The sequence below is a fragment of the Hyphobacterium indicum genome (assembly GCF_003129605.1).
In the GTDB taxonomy this organism is placed as follows: Bacteria; Pseudomonadota; Alphaproteobacteria; order Caulobacterales; family Maricaulaceae; genus Hyphobacterium; species Hyphobacterium indicum.
In genome coordinates this window covers 508,218-526,569 of the sequence record NZ_QBDX01000004.1, presented here as the reverse complement: position 1 = coordinate 526,569, position 18,352 = coordinate 508,218, and the positions used below count along the sequence as shown (strand labels likewise).

General features: G+C 61.2%; 20 protein-coding genes. 6 read left to right on the top strand and 14 right to left on the bottom strand.

Annotation, left to right across the window (positions count from 1 at the left end):
- Positions 1-114: 114 nt before the first annotated feature.
- The 6 genes from DBR16_RS10550 (at position 115) to argC (ending at position 4,625) form a co-directional block, all read left to right on the top strand.
- Positions 115-399 carry a hypothetical protein gene (locus tag DBR16_RS10550; RefSeq protein ID WP_109261214.1) on the top strand — a complete coding sequence of 95 codons (285 nt, stop codon included), beginning with the start codon at positions 115-117 and terminating at the stop codon, positions 397-399.
- Positions 400-558: 159 nt separating this feature from the next.
- Positions 559-873 carry a hypothetical protein gene (locus tag DBR16_RS10545; protein WP_125184553.1) on the top strand — a complete coding sequence of 105 codons (315 nt, stop codon included), beginning with the start codon at positions 559-561 and terminating at the stop codon, positions 871-873.
- A gap of 55 nt (positions 874-928) precedes the next feature.
- Positions 929-1,255, top strand: coding sequence for a hypothetical protein (locus DBR16_RS10540; RefSeq protein WP_109261212.1), 327 nt, complete (start codon positions 929-931; stop codon positions 1,253-1,255).
- Between the two features lie 99 nt (positions 1,256-1,354).
- Positions 1,355-2,368 carry an N-acetylornithine carbamoyltransferase gene (locus DBR16_RS10535; RefSeq protein WP_109261840.1) on the top strand — a complete coding sequence of 338 codons (1,014 nt, stop codon included), beginning with the start codon at positions 1,355-1,357 and terminating at the stop codon, positions 2,366-2,368.
- Positions 2,365-3,684, top strand: coding sequence for an acetylglutamate kinase (locus DBR16_RS10530; RefSeq protein ID WP_109261211.1), 1,320 nt, complete (start codon positions 2,365-2,367; stop codon positions 3,682-3,684). Before DBR16_RS10535 ends, DBR16_RS10530 begins: the two co-directional genes overlap by 4 nt.
- Complete coding sequence (gene argC, locus DBR16_RS10525) at positions 3,681-4,625, top strand: N-acetyl-gamma-glutamyl-phosphate reductase (RefSeq protein ID WP_109261210.1); 945 nt, start codon at positions 3,681-3,683, stop codon at positions 4,623-4,625. Before DBR16_RS10530 ends, argC begins: the two co-directional genes overlap by 4 nt.
- Before the next feature lie 34 nt (positions 4,626-4,659).
- On the opposite strand, the gene DBR16_RS10520 is transcribed toward argC, so the two are convergent.
- The 14 genes from DBR16_RS10520 to DBR16_RS10455 form a co-directional block, all read right to left on the bottom strand.
- Positions 4,660-5,343 (bottom strand): hypothetical protein, encoded by a 684-nt coding sequence (locus DBR16_RS10520; RefSeq protein ID WP_109261209.1) that lies wholly within the window; start codon positions 5,341-5,343, stop codon positions 4,660-4,662.
- 9 nt (positions 5,344-5,352) lie between these two features.
- The gene (locus tag DBR16_RS10515; protein WP_109261208.1) at positions 5,353-7,557 is read right to left on the bottom strand and encodes a reprolysin-like metallopeptidase; all 2,205 of its coding nucleotides are present in this window, start codon (positions 7,555-7,557) and stop codon (positions 5,353-5,355) included.
- 127 nt (positions 7,558-7,684) lie between these two features.
- On the bottom strand, positions 7,685-8,167 hold the full coding sequence (locus tag DBR16_RS10510; protein WP_109261207.1) for a hypothetical protein: 483 nt from the start codon (positions 8,165-8,167) through the stop codon (positions 7,685-7,687).
- Entirely contained in the window at positions 8,164-8,649 is a 486-nt protein-coding gene (locus DBR16_RS10505; RefSeq protein ID WP_109261206.1) for a GspMb/PilO family protein, read from the bottom strand. The genes DBR16_RS10510 and DBR16_RS10505 overlap by 4 nt, the downstream gene beginning before the upstream one ends.
- Entirely contained in the window at positions 8,646-9,671 is a 1,026-nt protein-coding gene (locus DBR16_RS10500) for a PilN domain-containing protein (protein WP_109261205.1), read from the bottom strand. The genes DBR16_RS10505 and DBR16_RS10500 overlap by 4 nt, the downstream gene beginning before the upstream one ends.
- Positions 9,668-10,546 carry a type II secretion system minor pseudopilin gene (locus DBR16_RS10495; protein WP_109261204.1) on the bottom strand — a complete coding sequence of 293 codons (879 nt, stop codon included), beginning with the start codon at positions 10,544-10,546 and terminating at the stop codon, positions 9,668-9,670. Before DBR16_RS10495 ends, DBR16_RS10500 begins: the two co-directional genes overlap by 4 nt.
- Positions 10,543-11,184 carry a prepilin-type N-terminal cleavage/methylation domain-containing protein gene (locus DBR16_RS10490; protein ID WP_161539480.1) on the bottom strand — a complete coding sequence of 214 codons (642 nt, stop codon included), beginning with the start codon at positions 11,182-11,184 and terminating at the stop codon, positions 10,543-10,545. The genes DBR16_RS10495 and DBR16_RS10490 overlap by 4 nt, the downstream gene beginning before the upstream one ends.
- On the bottom strand, positions 11,181-11,522 hold the full coding sequence (locus DBR16_RS10485) for a type IV pilus modification PilV family protein (protein ID WP_109261202.1): 342 nt from the start codon (positions 11,520-11,522) through the stop codon (positions 11,181-11,183). Before DBR16_RS10485 ends, DBR16_RS10490 begins: the two co-directional genes overlap by 4 nt.
- Positions 11,509-11,982, bottom strand: a complete 474-nt coding sequence (locus DBR16_RS10480) for a GspH/FimT family pseudopilin (RefSeq protein WP_161539479.1) — start codon at positions 11,980-11,982, stop codon at positions 11,509-11,511. Before DBR16_RS10480 ends, DBR16_RS10485 begins: the two co-directional genes overlap by 14 nt.
- Entirely contained in the window at positions 11,954-12,355 is a 402-nt protein-coding gene (gene gspG, locus DBR16_RS10475) for a type II secretion system major pseudopilin GspG (RefSeq protein WP_109261200.1), read from the bottom strand. The genes DBR16_RS10480 and gspG overlap by 29 nt, the downstream gene beginning before the upstream one ends.
- A 9-nt stretch (positions 12,356-12,364) precedes the next feature.
- Positions 12,365-13,561 (bottom strand): type II secretion system F family protein, encoded by a 1,197-nt coding sequence (locus DBR16_RS10470; RefSeq protein ID WP_109261199.1) that lies wholly within the window; start codon positions 13,559-13,561, stop codon positions 12,365-12,367.
- Complete coding sequence (locus DBR16_RS10465) at positions 13,561-15,180, bottom strand: GspE/PulE family protein (protein ID WP_109261198.1); 1,620 nt, start codon at positions 15,178-15,180, stop codon at positions 13,561-13,563. The genes DBR16_RS10470 and DBR16_RS10465 overlap by 1 nt, the downstream gene beginning before the upstream one ends.
- Complete coding sequence (locus DBR16_RS10460) at positions 15,180-16,232, bottom strand: rhamnan synthesis F family protein (protein WP_109261197.1); 1,053 nt, start codon at positions 16,230-16,232, stop codon at positions 15,180-15,182. The genes DBR16_RS10465 and DBR16_RS10460 overlap by 1 nt, the downstream gene beginning before the upstream one ends.
- Positions 16,229-18,265: a class I SAM-dependent methyltransferase gene (locus DBR16_RS10455; RefSeq protein ID WP_109261196.1), complete on the bottom strand. Its 2,037-nt coding sequence runs from the start codon at positions 18,263-18,265 to the stop codon at positions 16,229-16,231. Before DBR16_RS10455 ends, DBR16_RS10460 begins: the two co-directional genes overlap by 4 nt.
- Between the last annotated feature and the right edge of the window lie 87 nt (positions 18,266-18,352).

Here is an 18,352-nt window from a genome sequence, read left to right as displayed (position 1 = left end):
TCGGATAATGGGCCTCCGTTTTGGGGCAATCCGTCCGGGCGATCAACAATTCTTGATTTGAACCGTGAACGGCCTTGTGGAAGCCTTCACACCATCACGAGTGGGGGAGATGACATGCGATATCTTCTTATTGTTGCGGGGGCTGCGATTGTTGCGGCCTGTGCGACGACGGATGACACCGGAAATAGCGCCGCCGTTTCGGGTCAAACACCAATAATTGTTGAGCAAAGCGCGGATATTCGACCGGAAAACAATGATATTGTCTGCCGGATTGAGGCGCCAACCGGCACGCGGATGCGGGAGCGTATCTGCCGGACCCAGGCTGAATGGGAAGCCATCCAGGAAGCTGGCCGTGAGACGATCCGGCACCGGCAATCCACGGGTTATATCCGCAATTGACGCCTGATGGGCCGCGAGGTCAAACCGGGGCAACTGCGGAAATTACAATTTCGTACTTTGACAGGGCTTCTGAATTATTGAAGGCTGACGCTCAAAGGTTGCGAATTATACATTCGCTCCATTTTTCCAGACAAAGCGTGTTTATGCAGGAGGGGTAAAGTGAGAACATTCTTGATTTTGATTGCCGGGCTGGCACTGGCATCTTGCGCGACCACGTCGGAAGACGGCGATATGGCCAGCAATGACGCGCCGGCACCGGCCGAGGCGCCGCAGGAAACGGCACCGGCGGAAACCGACACCGCATCCAATGATGATGATCCCAACCGCATGGTTTGCCGTGCCGAGCGTGTGACCGGCCAGCTGCGCCGCGAGCGTATCTGCCGGACCGCGGCACAATGGGCTGCGATCCAGGAAGCCGGGCGGGATGCCATTGGCCGGAACCAGGCCACCGGCTATCAGACCAGCCCTCAATAGGGCTTGGTGCGCCGCTGATTTTGCCGGGCATGACTGATCCGATAAAGGAGGAATTATGAGGCTGATATTTGTGTTTATCGCCGGGCTGGCACTGGCATCTTGCGCGACCACGTCGGAAGACGGCGATATGGCCAGCAATGACGCGCCGGCACCGGCCGAGGCGCCGCAGGAAACGGCACCGGCGGAAACCGACACCGCATCCAATGATGATGATCCAAACCGCATGGTTTGCCGCGCCGAGCGTGTGACCGGCCAGCTGCGCCGCGAACGTATCTGCCGGACCGCGGCACAATGGGCCGCGATCCAGGAAGCCGGGCGGGATGCCATTGGCCGGAACCAGGCCACGGGCAATCAGTATCGTTCTGGCGAAATCAACAACTGATCACTTGAAACTGCCTGAGTCCGCTTGCTTTCATGCTGGCGGCCAGATGTTATGAAAGCCCGGCTCGGTGAGCCGGGCTTTTTGTACGGGATTCAGGTAATGCGCCATTTTCTGACCACTGAAGACTGGAAACAGGACGAATTGCAATCGATTCTGGATCGCGCCCGCGCGTTAAAAGCCGGAGCGTCCAGTTCCGCGTTGACGGGAAAATCCGTGGCGCTGGTCTTTTTCAATCCCTCGCTGCGTACGCGCACCTCGTTTGAAATCGGTATTGCGCAACTGGGCGGGCAGGGCATTGTGCTGGACGCCCGTGCCGGGACATGGCCGATGGAGTTCGAGGACGGGGTCGTCATGGATGCCGATGCGGAGGAGCACGTTGTCGAGGCGGCGAAAGTGCTTTCACGTTATGTCGACATGATCGCCATCCGGTGTTTCCCCAAATTCCAGAACTGGCAGGCAGAGCGCGAAGATCCACTGATTTCGGCCTTCGCAAGGCATGCGACCGTACCAATCGTCAATATGGAAACCATTGTTCATCCCTGTCAGGAGCTGGCGATGATGCTGGCCCTGCAGGAAAAGCATGGACGTGTTGCCAACAAGACCTTTCTTTTGACCTGGGTTCCTCATCCAAAGCCGCTGAACACCGCGGTGGCGAATTCCGCGATTCTGATGGCGTCCAAGTTCGGCATGAATGTGCGCATGCTGGTGCCGGACGAAGTCTACCGGCTGGATGAAAGATACATGTCGGCGGCTCAGGAAAACTGTGCCGCACACGGGACATCCTTCGATCTCCTGACCGATATCGAGGCCGCCTATTCCGGTGCCGATGCCGTCTATGCAAAAAGCTGGGGGGCGTTGCCATTCTATGGCCAATGGGAGGGCGAGGCCCCCTATCGGGCCAAGGGCCGGGACTTCATGGTGGACGATGCCAAGATGGCTTTGACCCGTAATGCCTCGATCAGCCACTGCCTGCCCATGCGCCGGAATGTGAAGATTGCTGACAGCGTAGTGGATTCTTCTGCTTTTCTGGGAATTGAGGAGGCAGAGAACCGCCTGCATGTCCAGAAAGCCATGCTGGAAGCCCTGGCACGGGACATGGATCTCCGGGCATGAGCACAACCGGCACCCGCTCGACCATTATCCGCCTGCTGTCGCATATGCGCGATGGCAAGGAAGTGCGCGACTATCTCAACCGGTTTTCGCGCCTGGATCAGTCGCGCTTTGCGGTGGTGAAGGTTGGCGGCGCGGTGATCCGCGACGATCTCGACGGACTCGCTGCCGCACTGGCTTTTCTGCAAACGGTCGGCCTGTCGCCCATCATTGTTCATGGTGGCGGGCCACAACTCGATGCGGCGCTGGATGAGGCGGCGATCCGGAGCGAGCGCATAGACGGGCTGCGTGTGACGCCGGCAGAAGCCATTCCCGTTATCCGCAAGGCTCTCAGCGCTGCCAATATCGCGATTGTCGATGCCATCCGGGAAAGCGGCGGCCGCGCGGCCAGCATACCGACGGGCGTGTTCGGGGCCCGGCTGCTGGACGAAGCCATCTATGGCCGCGTGGGCGAGCCGGCAGAGGTCAATCTGGACCTTGTCGAGGCCGCCGTGCGCGGAGGAGAAATTCCGGTTCTGGCCTGTCTGGGCGAAACCGGCGACGGGCGCCTGGTCAATATCAATGCCGACCATGCGGTGGCGGCCCTGGTGAAGACGCTGCAGCCCTACAAGATCATTTTCCTGACCGAGACAGGCGGATTGCTTGACGACAAGGGAGAGGTGATTTCAACGCTTAATCTTGCCAGCGATCGCGACCGGCTGATGTCCGCAGGATGGATCACCGGCGGAATGCGCGTGAAGATCGATCAGATCCAGGCCCTGCTGGATGATTTGCCGCTCACCAGTTCGGTGTCGATTACCTCACCGGAAGGCCTCAGCCAGGAATTGTTCACCCATGCCGGGGCCGGTACGCTGATCCGGCGCGGCGAAAAGCTGTTGACCGAGACTGACAAGGCGGCCGTTGACTGGCCGCGGCTGGAGCAGTTGATCGCCGCGTCGTTTGGACGCAAGCCGGTGGCCGATTTCTGGACGTCACTGGACTTTGACCGGCTATTCGTAACGGAAAACTATCGCGCCGGAGCGGTGATCAGCCGCCTGGACGGAATCGCCTATCTCGACAAGTTCGCGGTTCTCGAAGAGGCGCGCGGCGAGGGGCTGGCGCGCGCGGTCTGGCAGGCGATGATCGATTATGCGCCCTATCTTTACTGGCGGTCCAAGTCCTCCAATCCGGTCAACAGCTTCTATTTCCAGGAGTGTGACGGGTCGGTGAAAGCCGGGCCCTGGACCGTGTTCTGGAAAGGCGAGAACGACCTGTCGCGTATCCCCGGCATGGTGCGCAAGATTGCGGCCCTGCCCGAGACGCTGGAGCGGTCCGGATGACGGCGCGTGTCGGGCTGATTGGCGGGCGTGGCTATACCGGGCGCGAAATCCTCCGCCTGCTCTCGCGCCGCGAGGATATGGAACTGGTCCTGGCCAGTTCGCGCGAGCTGGCCGGACAGAAGGTGCGCGATACCGCGCCGGAGCTTGAGACCGGCCTGTCGTTCGAGGCGGTTGCTCCGGAGGCCATCGCCTCGCATGATCTGGACGCCATCATCCTTGCTCTTCCCAACGGCGCGGCGGCCGCTTTTCTCGAACATATCGATGCGCAAACCATCGTCGTCGATTTGTCGGCGGACGGGCGGTTTGATCCGCACTGGGTGTATGGCTTGCCGGAAATTCATGGCCGGCACGATTTGAGAACGGCGAAACGCATTGCCAATCCGGGCTGTTATGCCACCTGCGGACAGCTGGCGATCGCACCGTTCCGCGAGATGGTTTCGGGGCCGGTTCATGTCTTCGGTGTATCTGGCTATTCCGGTGCCGGAACGACGCCATCGCGGAAGAATGATCTGGCGGCGCTCAAGGACAATCTGATGCCTTATGCGCTAACGGGGCATATTCATGAGCGCGAGATGGCGGCGCATGCGGGCGTGGATATTCATTTCACCCCCCATGTTGCGCCCTTCTTCAGCGGTCTGGTGACGACGGTCCACATCCCGATCACCGGTATGTTGACGGCCAAAGGATGCCTGGAAACATATCAGGCCTATTACGATGGTGAGCCACTGGTTGACGTGACGGAGGAAATTCCCGAGCCCGCCATGATTTCGGGCCGGCCCGGAGCCATCGTCGGTGGATTTGGTCTTGCCGGAGATGGCCGGCATCTGACCGTTGTTTCGGTGCTAGACAACCTTCTCAAAGGGGCGGCCGTGCAAGCGATGCAGAATGTGTCGCTGGCGCTGGGTCTGCCGGAGGGTGAGTACACAAACACCCCGGACTGATGCCGGGGTGTCCGGTTTTCAGCCGGGTGAAAGCCTAATTGTCGCCGTCTTCGGCCGCCTGAAGCGCATTGACCAGGGCCTGCAAATCCTGCTGCGCACGGCGCGTGGCTTCGGCCAGGGCCGCCTGCGTTTCCGGATCCAGCTCATAGTCGTCCCCACTTGTTGTGGCAGGTTCGCTGGACGGTGAAGCCGGAGCCGCTGTCAGTGCTGTTGTCTCTTCCGTGTTGCTGGTGGCCGCCCCGGTTTCCTCGGCCTCGATCAGGGGCTGAACCTGGCGCGCCAGCAAGTCACTGACACGTTCGCCATCTTCCTCGCTTACCCCGGCGGGAAGTCTCTCAACCGTGAGACGCTGGCTTTCGTCGGGCGCATCCCCCGCCCGGCCGGACAGGAGAACGAGACGTTGAAGCTCCCCACTGGTTTCGGGTGTCTCTCCATATACCAGGGCGTAATCGAAACCCGACAGCAGGCGTGCCAGCACATCGCCGAGTGATCCCGACACCTCGATTGTTACCGCGTGATCATCAATCAGCCGGTCCGCGCCGACCAGCCGGAAGCCGGCCTCCTCCCGGATAGCAGAAAGCACTTCCGATAGCGGCTCGCCCGCTGCGGTGACCGTCCAGATGTCGTCGTTCTGCCCGACTTCGATATCGGCAAAGACCGCTGCCGATGTCAGTGAGGCGATAGCAGCCGGTATCAGGAATTTCGAAAAGACACGCATGCTTTTCACCTATTGCGTCCGGACCGCTACACTGGTGGCGCCGCGGGGTGCGCTGCCCTCATTGAAGCGGATGAAGATACGATTGCGGGCCGGGTCGTCAGCTATAGCTGCGCCGGTTCCGCGGACAAAGACGGCAAAGGTGGCGGTTGCATTCGCATTGAGCGCGAGCGTTGCCGATGGTCCGCGCGTGGTGATGCATGTGCCCGAACTATTGGTGGCGCAGATTTCGATTTCCGAAATGGCCATTGAGCGTCCGCCCGTGTCAGCAGAAGCGGTAATCACTGCGCCCGCACCGACATTGGAAACCGCCACTGAAGCCACGCCGACAAATGGCGTGGTTGTTGGCACATTGATGCGTCCGTCATTATTGATCGTGGCGGCCAGTGCAATCACATCCGCAGGAGCTGTTGAAAGCGACAGGAAGGTCAGCGAGTTCAGACCCAGCGTGAACTCTGCCGAGCGCCGGTTCGAACAATTGGCTTCGATAAAGAGATCGGTCTCAACATTTCCGCTGGGACGCCCGGTCTGGTTGACATTATCACTGAAATCATTGGCCGATGTGACCGAGAAAACGAAATTCTGTGCGGCCCCCGCTGCGATATCGACGGGCGTATTCGCCGTGCCGGTCAGAGCATTTGCAGCTGTTGTGGTCTGGTAAGAGAAGCTGCTGGCGTCAGATCCGGCCAGACGCAGACCGCAGGCCGTTGCCGTGGAGCCCGTTGAGGCCGGATTGATGATTGTCGCAAACGCGGTCGCCGTGGCGCCATTCTGCACAGATCGCGTGATGGGCAGAACCGAGGATACAACACGCGGAGCCTCGCTGCGGAAACCGACAACATTCTTGCCTTCTTCACGTGCGGCCCGGGCATTGTCTGCAGGGTCCTGATTGTCGGCCAGCGGTACAGAAAGATCGGATGCCGGAGCAGCGATACCACACGCCGCTCCACCCTCACACAGATTCAGATCCGGGTTCGAGAAATAGGGCGATTCGGCTTCATTCCGGCCGGTGCCGGGGCAGGTGACATCGCCATCGGAACCATAGGCCATGATGGTGGTGAAAGAACAATCGACCCGGTGGCCGTGGGCGAAGCTGCGGACGCCAGATCCGAGAGTTGTGTCTTCCACATTGTGGGAGAAGCCGAGATTATGACCGATCTCATGCGCGAAAGTGAAATCGGAACAGAATCCGAAGCCATCGAGAAGATTGGTATCATTGCCGTTGATGAAATCGCTGACCACAGCGACACCATTCACCGCATTGGCCGGACCGATTGTCTTGGCGCTGCCGCCATTCACGAAAGCCACACCGCAGGAGCTGCCGGACCGGTTGACCGCGCCTGAACCGCTGTAATGACGGCGGACGATGGATACCAGATCCGCGCCCACAGCATTACGGATGGCGAGCAGGGAGCTGAAATCCTGACCCGCACCATCCGGAGAATTATCCGAGGGCTGCCCGTCGCCGGCGCCGTCCTGCAAATCGTAAAGGGTTGGCGTGTTTCCGGCTGTTTCGCTTGCGTTCAACTGGTCCAGATAAACGAGGCGCGCGCGCATTCCGGTGTCGCTGTCAATCAAGGCCTGATCCAGCAGGGCGACAAGATACTGAATGCGTCCGCCAACGGCGAGCCCCCACGTATCCACCATGCTTTGCGTATACAACACCATCAGATCGACAGTGCCGTTGGACCCGACGGCCAAGGCCTCGGCGGTCGATTCCTCGGTACTGCCGGACGATATTTCCTGTGTCTCGGCGATGATGCTGTCCAGAGAGGGAATGATCGCATCATCTCCCCAGTTTTCGCGAACGGCATTTTCCGGATACTGGAAAATGCGATGACCGCCATTCTCGCCCGGAATGATGTTCCAGACACCGTCCGCAGTCGCGATCCGGCCAAAGGTAAAACCGTTCAGTTCCGAGATGATGACACGGTCCTGAATGCCGCCGCCTTCAATCCGGCCAATCCAGGTGCGGGCGCCCATGGCTTGCTGGTCAATCCGGTCAAGCTCGGCCACATAGCCGGGACCAAAATTGAGATCGATCCGTTCGCCGACATTCATTTCCATGACGTCCGGAGCGAGCGAAGTAAATCTTATTTCGTCCCCGGACCCGCCAGAAAACGCAAGTGTTTCAACGCCATGAAACATGTCATCCGCCATGGCGGCTGGGCCGGACAGAGCGGATAGCGCCAATGCCGAAATAAGGATTCTGTGCATGCTGTACTCCGTGAACGCCACTAATAGAGTGGTAGCTTCCTCGCCTGACTCACACCATAGCGCTTAATAGCAAGCCCGCAATGCTTCAGGCGCTGACGGGACTGGCATTTCCGGGCGGATACGGTTGCTATTCTGGCTCTCCGATAGATAGCCGGAAGCGGTCGCCATTTTGTGACACTTCGATGCCGGATCCGGAGATCGTGTCGATGCGCCAGCCTTCGACCGTGTCGCCGACATAGGCGCGCAGGGTTTCATTCCCGCTGCGAATGGTGGCGACACCGCCATCAGGGCCGGTGACCGTACCAACCACAACAAATTCCGGCGCGGTTTGCGGTGCAGCGCCGGCAGGCTGTGCGGGTCCCTCTACGACCGCGTCGGGTTCCGGCCGCCGGTCCGGCCGAAAGACCGGCCGCTCAGAAATGGCCGAAAATGCCGGGAAGGGTGGCAGAAACTCCCCGCTTTCCGCGCGGATGGTGATATTGGCTTCTGGTGGCGGAGCCGGCTGGATCACGGCGGAATGTCCATTATCCCCCCACACCGTGTAGCGCAAAATGACGAGCACGGTCAGAACCGCGGCTATGGCGATCAGAATGATGGAGCGCGGGTTCATGACGCGCCTCCCGGCTCGCGGCGGGCGCGGATCGTCGCGGTGAGTTGAAGCCGCTGGCTGTTGCGCAGCGGCGTCAGACGCGCGTCCTCGACAATCAGGGCGGGCAGGGTGGATTCGATGCTGTGGAGCAGGCGCGCAATATTTTCCAACTCGCCTTCAGCCTGGAATTCCAGCACGATGGCCAGGGGGTCGCCCGCATCGGCCGGGGCAATATTCACCCGGCCCGTGGTCAGACCTGACTGCCGGGCCGCCTCATTCAGGCGGGTTTGAAGATTTGAGCCTGCCACCGCATGATTTTCTCCCGGGGAAAGGTAACGCGCCGGGTCCGCTGCCGGCGGCACAGCCTGTTCGGAAATGGCTGCATCGATGTCGGATTGCATGCGAAACCATCCGGAGAACGAGAAAGAAAAACCGGCCATCACACCCAGCAGCACAATGCCGGCGGCCAACAGGGAGAGGCGGCGGCGAAAGTCCGGCGTCATGACCCGTTCTCCCGTTGCGAAATACGGTGCCGCGCTGTCAGTTCAAAGCGTTCCCGCCCTGTTTCCTCATCGCGGACAGTGGCCCCGTCAAATGCAGCGCCAGTGAATTCATCCGCTGCATCCAGCGCCCGCAACGCTGCGGCCGCGTCCCAGGCCAGGCCCGAAATCCGCACATTGCCATTATCATAGGCAAAGCTGGTGACATACGCCCCGTCGGGCAAGCGGCGGCTGAGATCGGCAAGGGCTGCCGTCACGGATCCGGACCGGGACTTGTCTTCGGCATGGGTAATGGCCGCTTCGAGCCTGGCCTCCAGGCTGGCAGGCCGCCGGGCCTCTGCATAGGCCGGATCAAGGCGAACGGCCTGATCAACAAGCAGCGCGGCTGTGGCGGCGATCAGAATCGCGCACACAATGCCGGCGAATGTAAAGGCTGACCGGCCCGCCGCGGGGGCGGATCGTCCGTCGCGCAGATCGAGCGCAGGCGCATTGTCCTCCCGGCCATTGTCTTCGAGATCCACAGCGGCCGGTTCGAGCCCCAATTCATTTGCCCGGGCGAGTGCGGTTTCAAGCGTGCTGCGGCGAATAATGGAAACGGGAAGGCTGATGCGCCCATCTGTCTCTTCGAGCTGTGTCCGGTCTGCTGCGAAAACGATGTCGGACGCCGGCAGAGGAGACAGGCGCGGCAAAGCCAGTTCAATGGCCTCATCCAGATGCTTGCGGGCGGCGACCGGAAAGCTCGCAATCCGGCGAAATCCCAGCGGGCCGGCGATCCGCAAGACCAGCGGACCCTTCCTGCCCAGGCGCGCGATTTCGGCGCTGGCAATTGCCGCCTCCTCGGCGGCGGGAATATCAAGGCTGTCGCCCGCCGTATTGGTATAGGTGACTTTTCCCGTCTCGAACCGGAGGACGCGCCAATCGCGGGCAAACAGGCCGCCAACGATGGGTAATTCAGCGGCTGCGTGATCGATATCGTCCCGCCACCCGGCCAGTCCGCGCCCTATCGCATCAAGGAAAGTCGTCACGGTTCAGGCTCCGGCTCAAGAAAGTCAGCATATCCGAATACATGGCTATGCCGGGAGAGGGTATCATACAAGCCTTCCGAACCGGGCAGGCTGATGATGATTTCGCGTAAGAGGCGCGCCCCCGACCCGGCTTCGGCTTCGACAAAAATCGCATAGGCTGCGGGTTGGGCCGGATCAAATTGTGCTGAGTCTGTGGTTTCCGGGAGATCGCTATTATTGTTCCGGGCCGCCAGAATGCGCCGGGCGTCGCCAGCAGACACACCGGCCGCCCGGATCAGACGCGGCGGTGCATATCGCCCGGCCACGGCTTCGGTGCCATGAAGGGTGAGGTAGGGTTCGGCGGCGGCATATATGGCGGCATCGACCCCCAGAACCTGACGAAATTCCTCAACCGCAATGAAAGGCCGGTTGCCTGGTGATGGTCGGTTTGCGGCCCGATAGGCCGCCGCCTCGGCACCATTGTCGCCGCTAACGTCGTCCCCATCGCGCCAATCAGAGACCGCACCGGCAATCCGCCGCGCCGCGAGCGGCGGGACATTCAACGCTTCCAGCAATGCGGCAAGTGTTTCGACATTGCCGGAATTGAGGTCAAAGCGGGCGGGTTCTGCCACGGCGCGGATGCGCAGATGGACATCTCCCGCTTCTGTCTCGTAGAGACGCCCGTCGGCGATCCATCGCGCCTCTTCATCAGCGAGCTTTACAGCCGTACGAGCCACCGCAGTTTCGATGGCGGTCCTGAGCTCGACGCGCTCCAGGCTGGCGAATGCGGACGCAGCCGAAACACGCGTGGCCAGCGCCGTCATGCCCGCCGCCATGGCCAGAACGCCGAGCAAGGCAACAACGATCAGCAAGGCCATGCCGCGGCGCGATGTCATTGTGTTGCCTCCCCGTTCGCCGGATCGCCGCCTGTTTCCCGCCGGATGCGCGGCAGGCGCACGGACAGGGCGGGCGCTTCGCCTTCGTCTGCTGAAAGCGTGACGAGGGAGGGATAGCGGGCCGCGTCGCGCCAGGCGGCTGCAGGTGGCGAATCCGGTCCGGCGTATCCAAAGACAAGGGGTTCGCTCAATGGCAATGTCCAGCTGCGGGCGTCGTCCGATGCCCGGCCAAAATCCGAAAGGTCTGTCAGCGAACGGCGGATCAATATGAGTTGCGGCGGTGCGGGCGCGTCAACGTCCTCGTCATCACCACCGGTCAGCACCAGCGTGTATTCATAAACGCCTGCGGCCGACGGATAACCGGGATCCGCCGACAGGAAGACGATGCGGCGGGGCTGACCTTCAAACAGGATCCCGGTTTCGTCACCGGAATCTGTGCGTTCCGCCGGCACCAGCTGTTCCAGACGGGCGCGGACGGCTTCCAGTGTTGCGGTCCGGGTTTCGCGAGCCTCGCGGACGGACTGGAGCTGTCCTTGAAAGCCAATCGTCTGACGCACGCCTTCGGAAATGATGGCGATGGCGATGGCCGTCAATGCCAGTGCGACCAGCATTTCTGTCAGGGTAAAGCCGTGTTTCATCGGGACGTTCCCGAGGCGGCGGGCCGGTCCAGCTGCCATTCGAATTCCCGGCCGGATGGCGCGGCCATCCGCAGGGTCAAAGTCTCCAGACCTGTCCAGTCCGGATTCCGGGAGGCCTCCATCGTCCAGACGAAACCCTCGATTTCTCCGGTCGTGCCGGCTTCGGACGTCAGAAGGAGAAACTCGGCCAGGCGTGCGGCTGTTTCGGTTTCTTCCGCAATCTGTTCGGCACGCGCGGATGATGCATAGACCTGGTAGACAGCGGCGATCCCGGCGCTGGCCAGAGCTATGGCCACGACCGTTTCAAGCAGTGTGAATCCGGCCCTATTCGACTTCATCAGCTTCCAGCCTCTCCGTCTGGCCGGTCAGCCAGCTGATGCGGACGGCGCGCTCGTTTTCGTCCAGTGTGAACAGGAAAACCCCGCCGGTCGTCGCGCCTTCCGGGAAGAACCGGACAGAGGCGATGTTTCCATCGAGTTCCTGATCGGCAACGGTCGCGCGCAATTCGATGCTTCTGACGAGCTGAAATCCACGCTCACTTGGCAAAATGGTCACTGTGCGGGCGTCCAGATCCACACTCAACACTGTATCCCGGCCTGACAGGCGGGCTTCGGTCCGTGCCATGCGCGCCGCTGTCTCGAAGACCTCGACCGACTGCCGCAGGTCGCGCGCCGGGCTGTTGCGGAACAGCATGGGTGCCACCAGCGCTACGGCGAGACCCAGCACAATGAGCGCGGCAAGAAGTTCGGTAAGCGTGAAGCCGGCGCGATTACTGGAGGTTCCGGAAGATGTCTGCATCTTCGCCTTCGCCGCCTTCCTCTCCGTCCCGCCCATAGGTCCCGATCCGGGCTCTGCCCGGGCCGATATACTCATAGACATAAGCACGGTCCCAGGGATCATCCGGAACCGGCTGACCATCTTCCAGAACGAGTGCAGACAGGCCCTGAGCACTGTCCGGATAGTCACCATTTTCCAGCCGGTAGAAGCTGAGCTGCGTCGATATGCTCTCGATTTGTGCTTCGGCCGTATCGCTGTTCGCGCGTCCGACAAAGCGGAACAGCTGCGGGCCGACCAATGCCACCAACAGGCCGATGATGACCAGAACCACCATGATTTCGGTCAGTGAATATCCGGCGCGGCGGTCTTTCGGGGCGGTTTGATTGCGAGGCATTCTGACCCTCTAGAAGTCGATTTCGTTGATGCTGACCAGAGCCGACAGAATCGACACGATCACACTGCCAATAGCAAGGCCGGCAAACACGATAACCGCTGGCTCGACAATGCGCGAGACAAGCCGGGCATTTTGTTCAAACTGTGTCTCGTAGAAGGACGCAAGCCGGCCGGAAGCTGCGCCCAGATCGCCCGTCTCCTCCCCTACCGAGAGCAATTCCGCCGCCAGAGGGGGCAATACGTCTGAGGCCTCGACGCGATCGGAAAACCCCTTGCCCGTGCGCACCTCCGCCAGGGCTTCGGTCAGGCGGCGAACCGCCCAGCGATTGCCGGCGGCCCGTGACGCCAGCCGCAAGGCGGGAACCGCGGAGAGTCCGTTTTCCAGCAGGAGGGACAATACCCGGCAGAATCGCGCGGCAATCATGGTGCGCAGTGCCGGTCCCAGAATCGGCAGGCTTAACAGCCAGCGGTCATACGCCTCGCGAAAAGCGGGCCGGGCCAATGCCCAGCGCCAGGCAAGGATCGACACGGCGAGGATGGCCAATACCCACGGTCCGTAGGTTCCAATGAAATCTGCTGCCCCAAATACAAAAGCCGCCTGCGGCGGAATTTCGCGCCCGATCTGGTCAAACAAGCCTTCAAATCGCGGAATGACAAAAACCAGAAGGCCGGAAATGGCGCCTATGGCCATAATCATCAGAAAGGCCGGATAAGCCAGTGCGCCGCGGATATTCGCCTCGACAGCCTCCCGCCTTTCGCGGGCATCGGCCAGCTGGCCCAGTGCCTTGCCAAGCGCCCCGCCCGCCTCACCCGCCTCTGCGATTTCCGGAAACGGAGAGGGGAACAGCTCCGGCCGCCTGGCGAAGGCTTCCGACAGGGACGCGCCGCTGCGGATATCTGCCAGCAGCACATCCGCCGCGTTTTTCAGCTGCTTTTCCGCGGCATGACGGGACAGGGCCGCAAGCGCGGGTTCGATGCTGAGCCCGGCCGCGGTGAGGACGGATAATTCGCGGGCCAGGCGCGTTGCCATTTTCCGGGCGCGGCCGGACGCCTGTTTCTGTGGCGCTTCCCGTGCGGGTCTGACGCGGATCGGCGTCAGGCCCCGTGCGGAAACGGCCGCCGCTGCGCCTGCCGTGTCGGCGGCTTCAATGCGGACAACTTCCTCGCCGCCATCAGGCCGGATTGCGGATACGGCGAACAGCGCCATCAGATCACACCGAGGACGCGATCGACTTCTTCAGCGCTGGTAATGCCGGCTTCGATCTTCTGGCGCGCATCGTCCCGGATGGAGGCCATCTTCTTCTTGCGGGCGAGTTTTTCGATTTCGGATGAGGCCACGCCCGGCTTCAACGCATCGGCCAATTCATCCTTCATGTCGATAAACTCAAAAACACCGATACGGCCCAGATATCCGGTCTGCGCGCAATGATCACAACCCACGGCTTTCCAGGCGGATTTGAGACCGGCCGGCGGGGGGGCCGGAGCGCGGCATTCCGGGCAGAGCTGGCGCACCAGACGCTGGGCAATGGACAGGCGCAGGGTGGAGCGGAGCAGGGCGGGATCCACGCCCATGTCAATCAGGCGCGGCGCGGCTCCCGATGCCGTATTGGTGTGAACGGTTGCGAGCACCAAGTGGCCGGTCAGGGCGGCATTGACGGCAATTTCGGCGGTCTCGCCGTCGCGCAATTCGCCAACGACGATGACATCCGGATCATGGCGCAGGATCGAGCGCAACACGCTGGCGAAAGTGAGGCCGATTGGCGCATTCACGGCGATCTGGTTGACGCCCTCGATCTGGTATTCGATGGGGTCCTCGATCGAGATCAGTTTTCGGTCGGACGTGTTCAGCTGATCCAGCGCGCCCGCAAGCGTCGTCGTTTTCCCCGAGCCGGTCGGGCCGGTGACCAGAATCAGCCCGTATGGCGCCGCGAGATGGGCGGTCAGATGATCGCGCTGGGCCGGTGACAGACCCAGATCGTCCAGCTTTACCTGTGTATCCCGGTCTTCCAGCAGGCGGATTGTCACGCTTTCGCCATGGGCGGTCGGTGCGGTCGCCACACGCAAATCCAGGGCGCTGCCGGCAATGGTGACGCGTGCCCTGCCGTCCTGTGGGCGGCGCCGCTCGGCGATATCGAGGCTGGCGAGAATCTTGATGCGGCTGGTGACAAGGCGCGTCAGGGCGGCTTTCGGCGACGGGCGGTTGTGCAGCACGCCGTCGATACGAAAGCGGATCCGCAGCCGGTCGCGGAAGGGTTCGACATGAATATCCGATGCGCGCGATTTGAGCGCGTCCGCAAACAGGTCGTTCACCAGACGTACAACGGGGGCTTCACTTGCGAGGTCTTTCAGCTCCTCGCCGTCGCCGAAATCATCATCAACAATGTCGGCCAGTACTTTTTCTGCGCCGTAGAGCCGGGCATGCGCTTCCTCGATGTCGGCGAAAGCCGCGACTTTCAATGCCACCGGTTTTCCCGAGGCCAGCCGGACCCCCTCGACGGGCGACATGTCGGTCGGATCCGCAACGGCCAGCACGATGGCGTTGTCATCTTCGCTGATGGGCAGGGCCGATGATTCCAGGAGGAATTGCGTGGAAATGCCGCCCGCTGTCACCGGTTGAGCCGGAAATCCGGAGGTGCCAATGCGTTCCAGGCCTGTGAAAGCCGCCAATGCATTGGCGATCGCGATGTCGGAGGCCGCGCCGAGACGTTTCAGGGATCGCGCCAGCCGTTCGCCGGTCTCGGCGGAAAGGCGCCGCGCGCGGCTGATATCGGCTTCGGACAAGCCTGCAATCGTCTCGATCCAGCCTGTGTCCGCCGGCTGATCCATCACACCACCCGGTTTTTCGAAATGGCCCGCAAATGCCGGACGATGGTCTCGGGGTCATAATGGCCTGTCTCAGCGACCACATCGCTCCATTCATAAAGCCGCGGCATGCCAATCGGGTTTCGGGTCAGGACCTCCCTTTTGAGATAGGGGAAGCCGTCGGAGATCAGCTGATCCCAGAAAAAGTGACAGGGATTCATCGGTGCCCCGCCATCGGCGAGTTCAAGCATCCGCTCCAGCAGAACACGATGCGGCTTTGCCAGGTTTTCGTCGGTCAGGATTTCCTGGCCGCGGACTGTCGCAGCGAATTTTGTAACCTCATCGCGATAGGGAAAGAGCGCGGCACAGGCGAGACCCGCTGTCTCGAGCTTTCCGGTCAGGCCGATCTCCAGCTTGTTGACGACCCAGGATTTGGACTGGACATGATTCCATCGCGCCCACATTTCGCGGACCTTCGCATTTTGCAGGGCCGGTTTGTGGAATAACAGGAAATAACTCTGTAAATGCCAGCGTGTGTCCCAGCTGTCGGTCATGCCCCAGACATCGGCTTTTGCGGCGTTCGCCTTTTTCAGAAGCGGCCGCAGGGGCTGGAAGGGACCGTATATGCTGTCATTGATGAAAATCACCGAATTCAACGCGTCATAATCAGGCACCAGCAGAATGCCGTCACGATAAGCGCCAAAATCATATCCGCGATTATGGCGCCAGGCGATCAGCGTACAATGCGGCCTGGCCCGTTCGACCTGGTCATCCGGAAACTTCGGGCTGTTTGAAACGAGAATAACGGTGCGGCCCGCGGCTTTCAGGGCCCGCATGTGTTCGATCAGGAAGTCGTGCACGCGGCCTTTGGCATCCCAGGTGACGAGAATGGCGATGTCATTAACGCCATCCAGCGTTCCGCTTCCCGCCCAGGTCTGGCGAACCATGGATTTCGATCCGATGATTGCGGCAATGCCCCGGGAAAATGCCTGAGCAATATAGTCCTTGCGCTCGCGTTGATCGAAAACCCACCGCCACGGCCACTTGATCCACCGAATATACCGCCGCCAGCTCACGTGGTTTTCTCCATTGACCCGTTCTCCAGCCTATACCTATCGGTTAACTCCTTGATCCGCGACCCCAAATCGCTGCTTTCCGGTGTCGCGATCTCGAGCTGGTGAATCAGGTCCGGCAGAATTTTCGATCTCCGGCCGGCCGGAAGGCGGTCTGCCGCCAGGGCAAGATGCAGTTCGGCTTCCAGCCGCGCGTCGCCTTCTGCAAGTTCGGCTGCGCGGGCGAACCATTTGACGGCGCTTGCGGCGTCGGGCCGGACGTTGAGCGTATACAGGCCGAGCGCAAAGGCGACCGGCGCATCAAGTTCAGGATCTGTGACAGGAATGTTCAGCAAGGCGTCGCCAACCGGTTGGGCGGTCTCCGGGGCATCAGAGTTGAGTGCCGCAATCAGCCTTGGTCCGAGGTCCGGTTTCCCGGATTTCAATTCTGCGGCCTTGCGTCTGAAAATGTCTGCCTCGGCGGGGTCCGTCATCCCTCTTTCGGCGGTTTCAAACCAGGAAACAGCCTGATCAGCGCATCCGCCGCTCTGCAGTTTTTCGCCGATACCGCCTGCGGCATAGGCTTCTCCCGGATTCAGTGCTCGCCCCTCGTCTTTTGCACTTTCAAGCCATCCGCGCACATAGGGCTCGATTGCCGCCACTGCCGTGTGCTGTCCTGACAGCGCGCCTGCAGCATAGACCTGGCAGGCAACCCGCCGCCATTCCGGCAAAACCGGGCCTTCAGCCTTGCCGGCAACAGATAACAATGTGTGGCTGGCATAGGCCGGGTCTCGCGAGGCACTGATTTCGGCGGCGGCAATTGTGGCCCGCAATCCGGCGTCTTCGGTTTCGCGGCATGCGGCGTACATGGCATTGAACACAGCCTGAAGCGTTATGGCGATACGGGCTGCCGACCGGAAGGCCTCTGCCGCCTGAGCGGTCTTGCCGTCGTGCTGGTCGATCCGCGCTGAGTAATAGAGCGCGATGGCAAGCGAAAAGGGATGGTTGGCGGCAAATTTGCGCAGCCTTTGCCGCTGGCCGGTCTCGATGGAGACAAATTCCGGCTTGAGACCATCGGGAAGATTCAGGTTGAATCCATAGTCATCCAGCCATCGGCGGGCGATGCGGTCGCGGACGACGCCTGCCGCCTTCCACTGGCCGGTATGCACATATTCTTTCAACAACCGGACGGCGAACGCTGAAAAAAGCGCATGATCCCGGCCCAGCGCTTCCAGCCGCCCCGAGAGATAGGATTGCAGCCGGCTCCGGTCCGGGCGGGCGTCGAAATCAACGTCGAAAGCGGCGCGTGACGCCGCGGCATGGAGGGTCACGCCTTTTTCCTCGATGAAGATGTGCGAATATCCGGCGCGGCGCAGCACCGCCTCCAGCCCGGCTTTCGAATAGATGACCAGATGATGGCCGGCCGTGATGACGGGAAGAAGAGTTTCGAGGCTCGCCCCCTTTGCCACTCCGGCGGCATTCGGTGTCGTCAACAGAAGGACACCGTCCGGAGCGAGCGTGGCCGTGAGGGACGCGATGAAATCGTCCGGGTCCTTCACATGTTCGATCACTTCCGACGACAGAACACGATCGAAGGATTGATCCGCCAGTTTGTGATCCGGCGTGAGATAATCGGAATAATGGGTGTGGCCGAGATCCGACGCGCCCGCCCGGGCAAGGAATGACGGGTCGATATTGGCGGCTTTCCAACCCAGTTCACGGCTCGCGAAGTCAACAGAAAATCCGTATCCGCCACCGACTTCCAGAAAGGTTCCAACCTCCCCGCGGGCTGCCCAGGCGAGCGGTGCAATCATGGCATCCAGCCCGGCGCCGACTTCCAGATAGAATTTGCGCGCCAGGTCCGCATCACGGCGGCTTTCATATTCGAAGACTTCAGCGTCCGGATAATGGAGGGTCTGGCAGGATTCGCACTGGAACAGATTGTAGCGTTCACGCGGCTTGTAGGGCGGATTGGCGTCGAGGCGCTTGGGCATCAATCCGGTTGTCAGGCAGGCCGGGCAGGTCAGTTCGCGCCAGGCATTTTCCCGCCAGACCATCCATGGCTCTGCCCACAAGCTGCGCGGCTTTCGATGTAGCCTGCGGCTGGGGCCAATCTGCAGAGCCTGCCGGTTAAACACGCGAAA

Coding starts and splice junctions, on each gene's coding strand:
- DBR16_RS10550 (WP_109261214.1), top strand. CDS start 115: ATGCGATATCTTCTTATTGTTGCGGGGGCTGCGATTGTTGCGGCCTGT.
- DBR16_RS10540 (WP_109261212.1), top strand. CDS start 929: ATGAGGCTGATATTTGTGTTTATCGCCGGGCTGGCACTGGCATCTTGC.
- DBR16_RS10535 (WP_109261840.1), top strand. CDS start 1,355: ATGCGCCATTTTCTGACCACTGAAGACTGGAAACAGGACGAATTGCAA.
- DBR16_RS10530 (WP_109261211.1), top strand. CDS start 2,365: ATGAGCACAACCGGCACCCGCTCGACCATTATCCGCCTGCTGTCGCAT.
- argC (WP_109261210.1), top strand. CDS start 3,681: ATGACGGCGCGTGTCGGGCTGATTGGCGGGCGTGGCTATACCGGGCGC.
- DBR16_RS10520 (WP_109261209.1), bottom strand. CDS start 5,343: ATGCGTGTCTTTTCGAAATTCCTGATACCGGCTGCTATCGCCTCACTG.
- DBR16_RS10515 (WP_109261208.1), bottom strand. CDS start 7,557: ATGCACAGAATCCTTATTTCGGCATTGGCGCTATCCGCTCTGTCCGGC.
- DBR16_RS10510 (WP_109261207.1), bottom strand. CDS start 8,167: ATGAACCCGCGCTCCATCATTCTGATCGCCATAGCCGCGGTTCTGACC.
- DBR16_RS10505 (WP_109261206.1), bottom strand. CDS start 8,649: ATGACGCCGGACTTTCGCCGCCGCCTCTCCCTGTTGGCCGCCGGCATT.
- DBR16_RS10495 (WP_109261204.1), bottom strand. CDS start 10,546: ATGACATCGCGCCGCGGCATGGCCTTGCTGATCGTTGTTGCCTTGCTC.
- DBR16_RS10490 (WP_161539480.1), bottom strand. CDS start 11,184: ATGAAACACGGCTTTACCCTGACAGAAATGCTGGTCGCACTGGCATTG.
- DBR16_RS10485 (WP_109261202.1), bottom strand. CDS start 11,522: ATGAAGTCGAATAGGGCCGGATTCACACTGCTTGAAACGGTCGTGGCC.
- DBR16_RS10480 (WP_161539479.1), bottom strand. CDS start 11,982: ATGCAGACATCTTCCGGAACCTCCAGTAATCGCGCCGGCTTCACGCTT.
- gspG (WP_109261200.1), bottom strand. CDS start 12,355: ATGCCTCGCAATCAAACCGCCCCGAAAGACCGCCGCGCCGGATATTCA.
- DBR16_RS10470 (WP_109261199.1), bottom strand. CDS start 13,561: ATGGCGCTGTTCGCCGTATCCGCAATCCGGCCTGATGGCGGCGAGGAA.
- DBR16_RS10465 (WP_109261198.1), bottom strand. CDS start 15,180: ATGGATCAGCCGGCGGACACAGGCTGGATCGAGACGATTGCAGGCTTG.
- DBR16_RS10455 (WP_109261196.1), bottom strand. CDS start 18,265: ATGGTCTGGCGGGAAAATGCCTGGCGCGAACTGACCTGCCCGGCCTGC.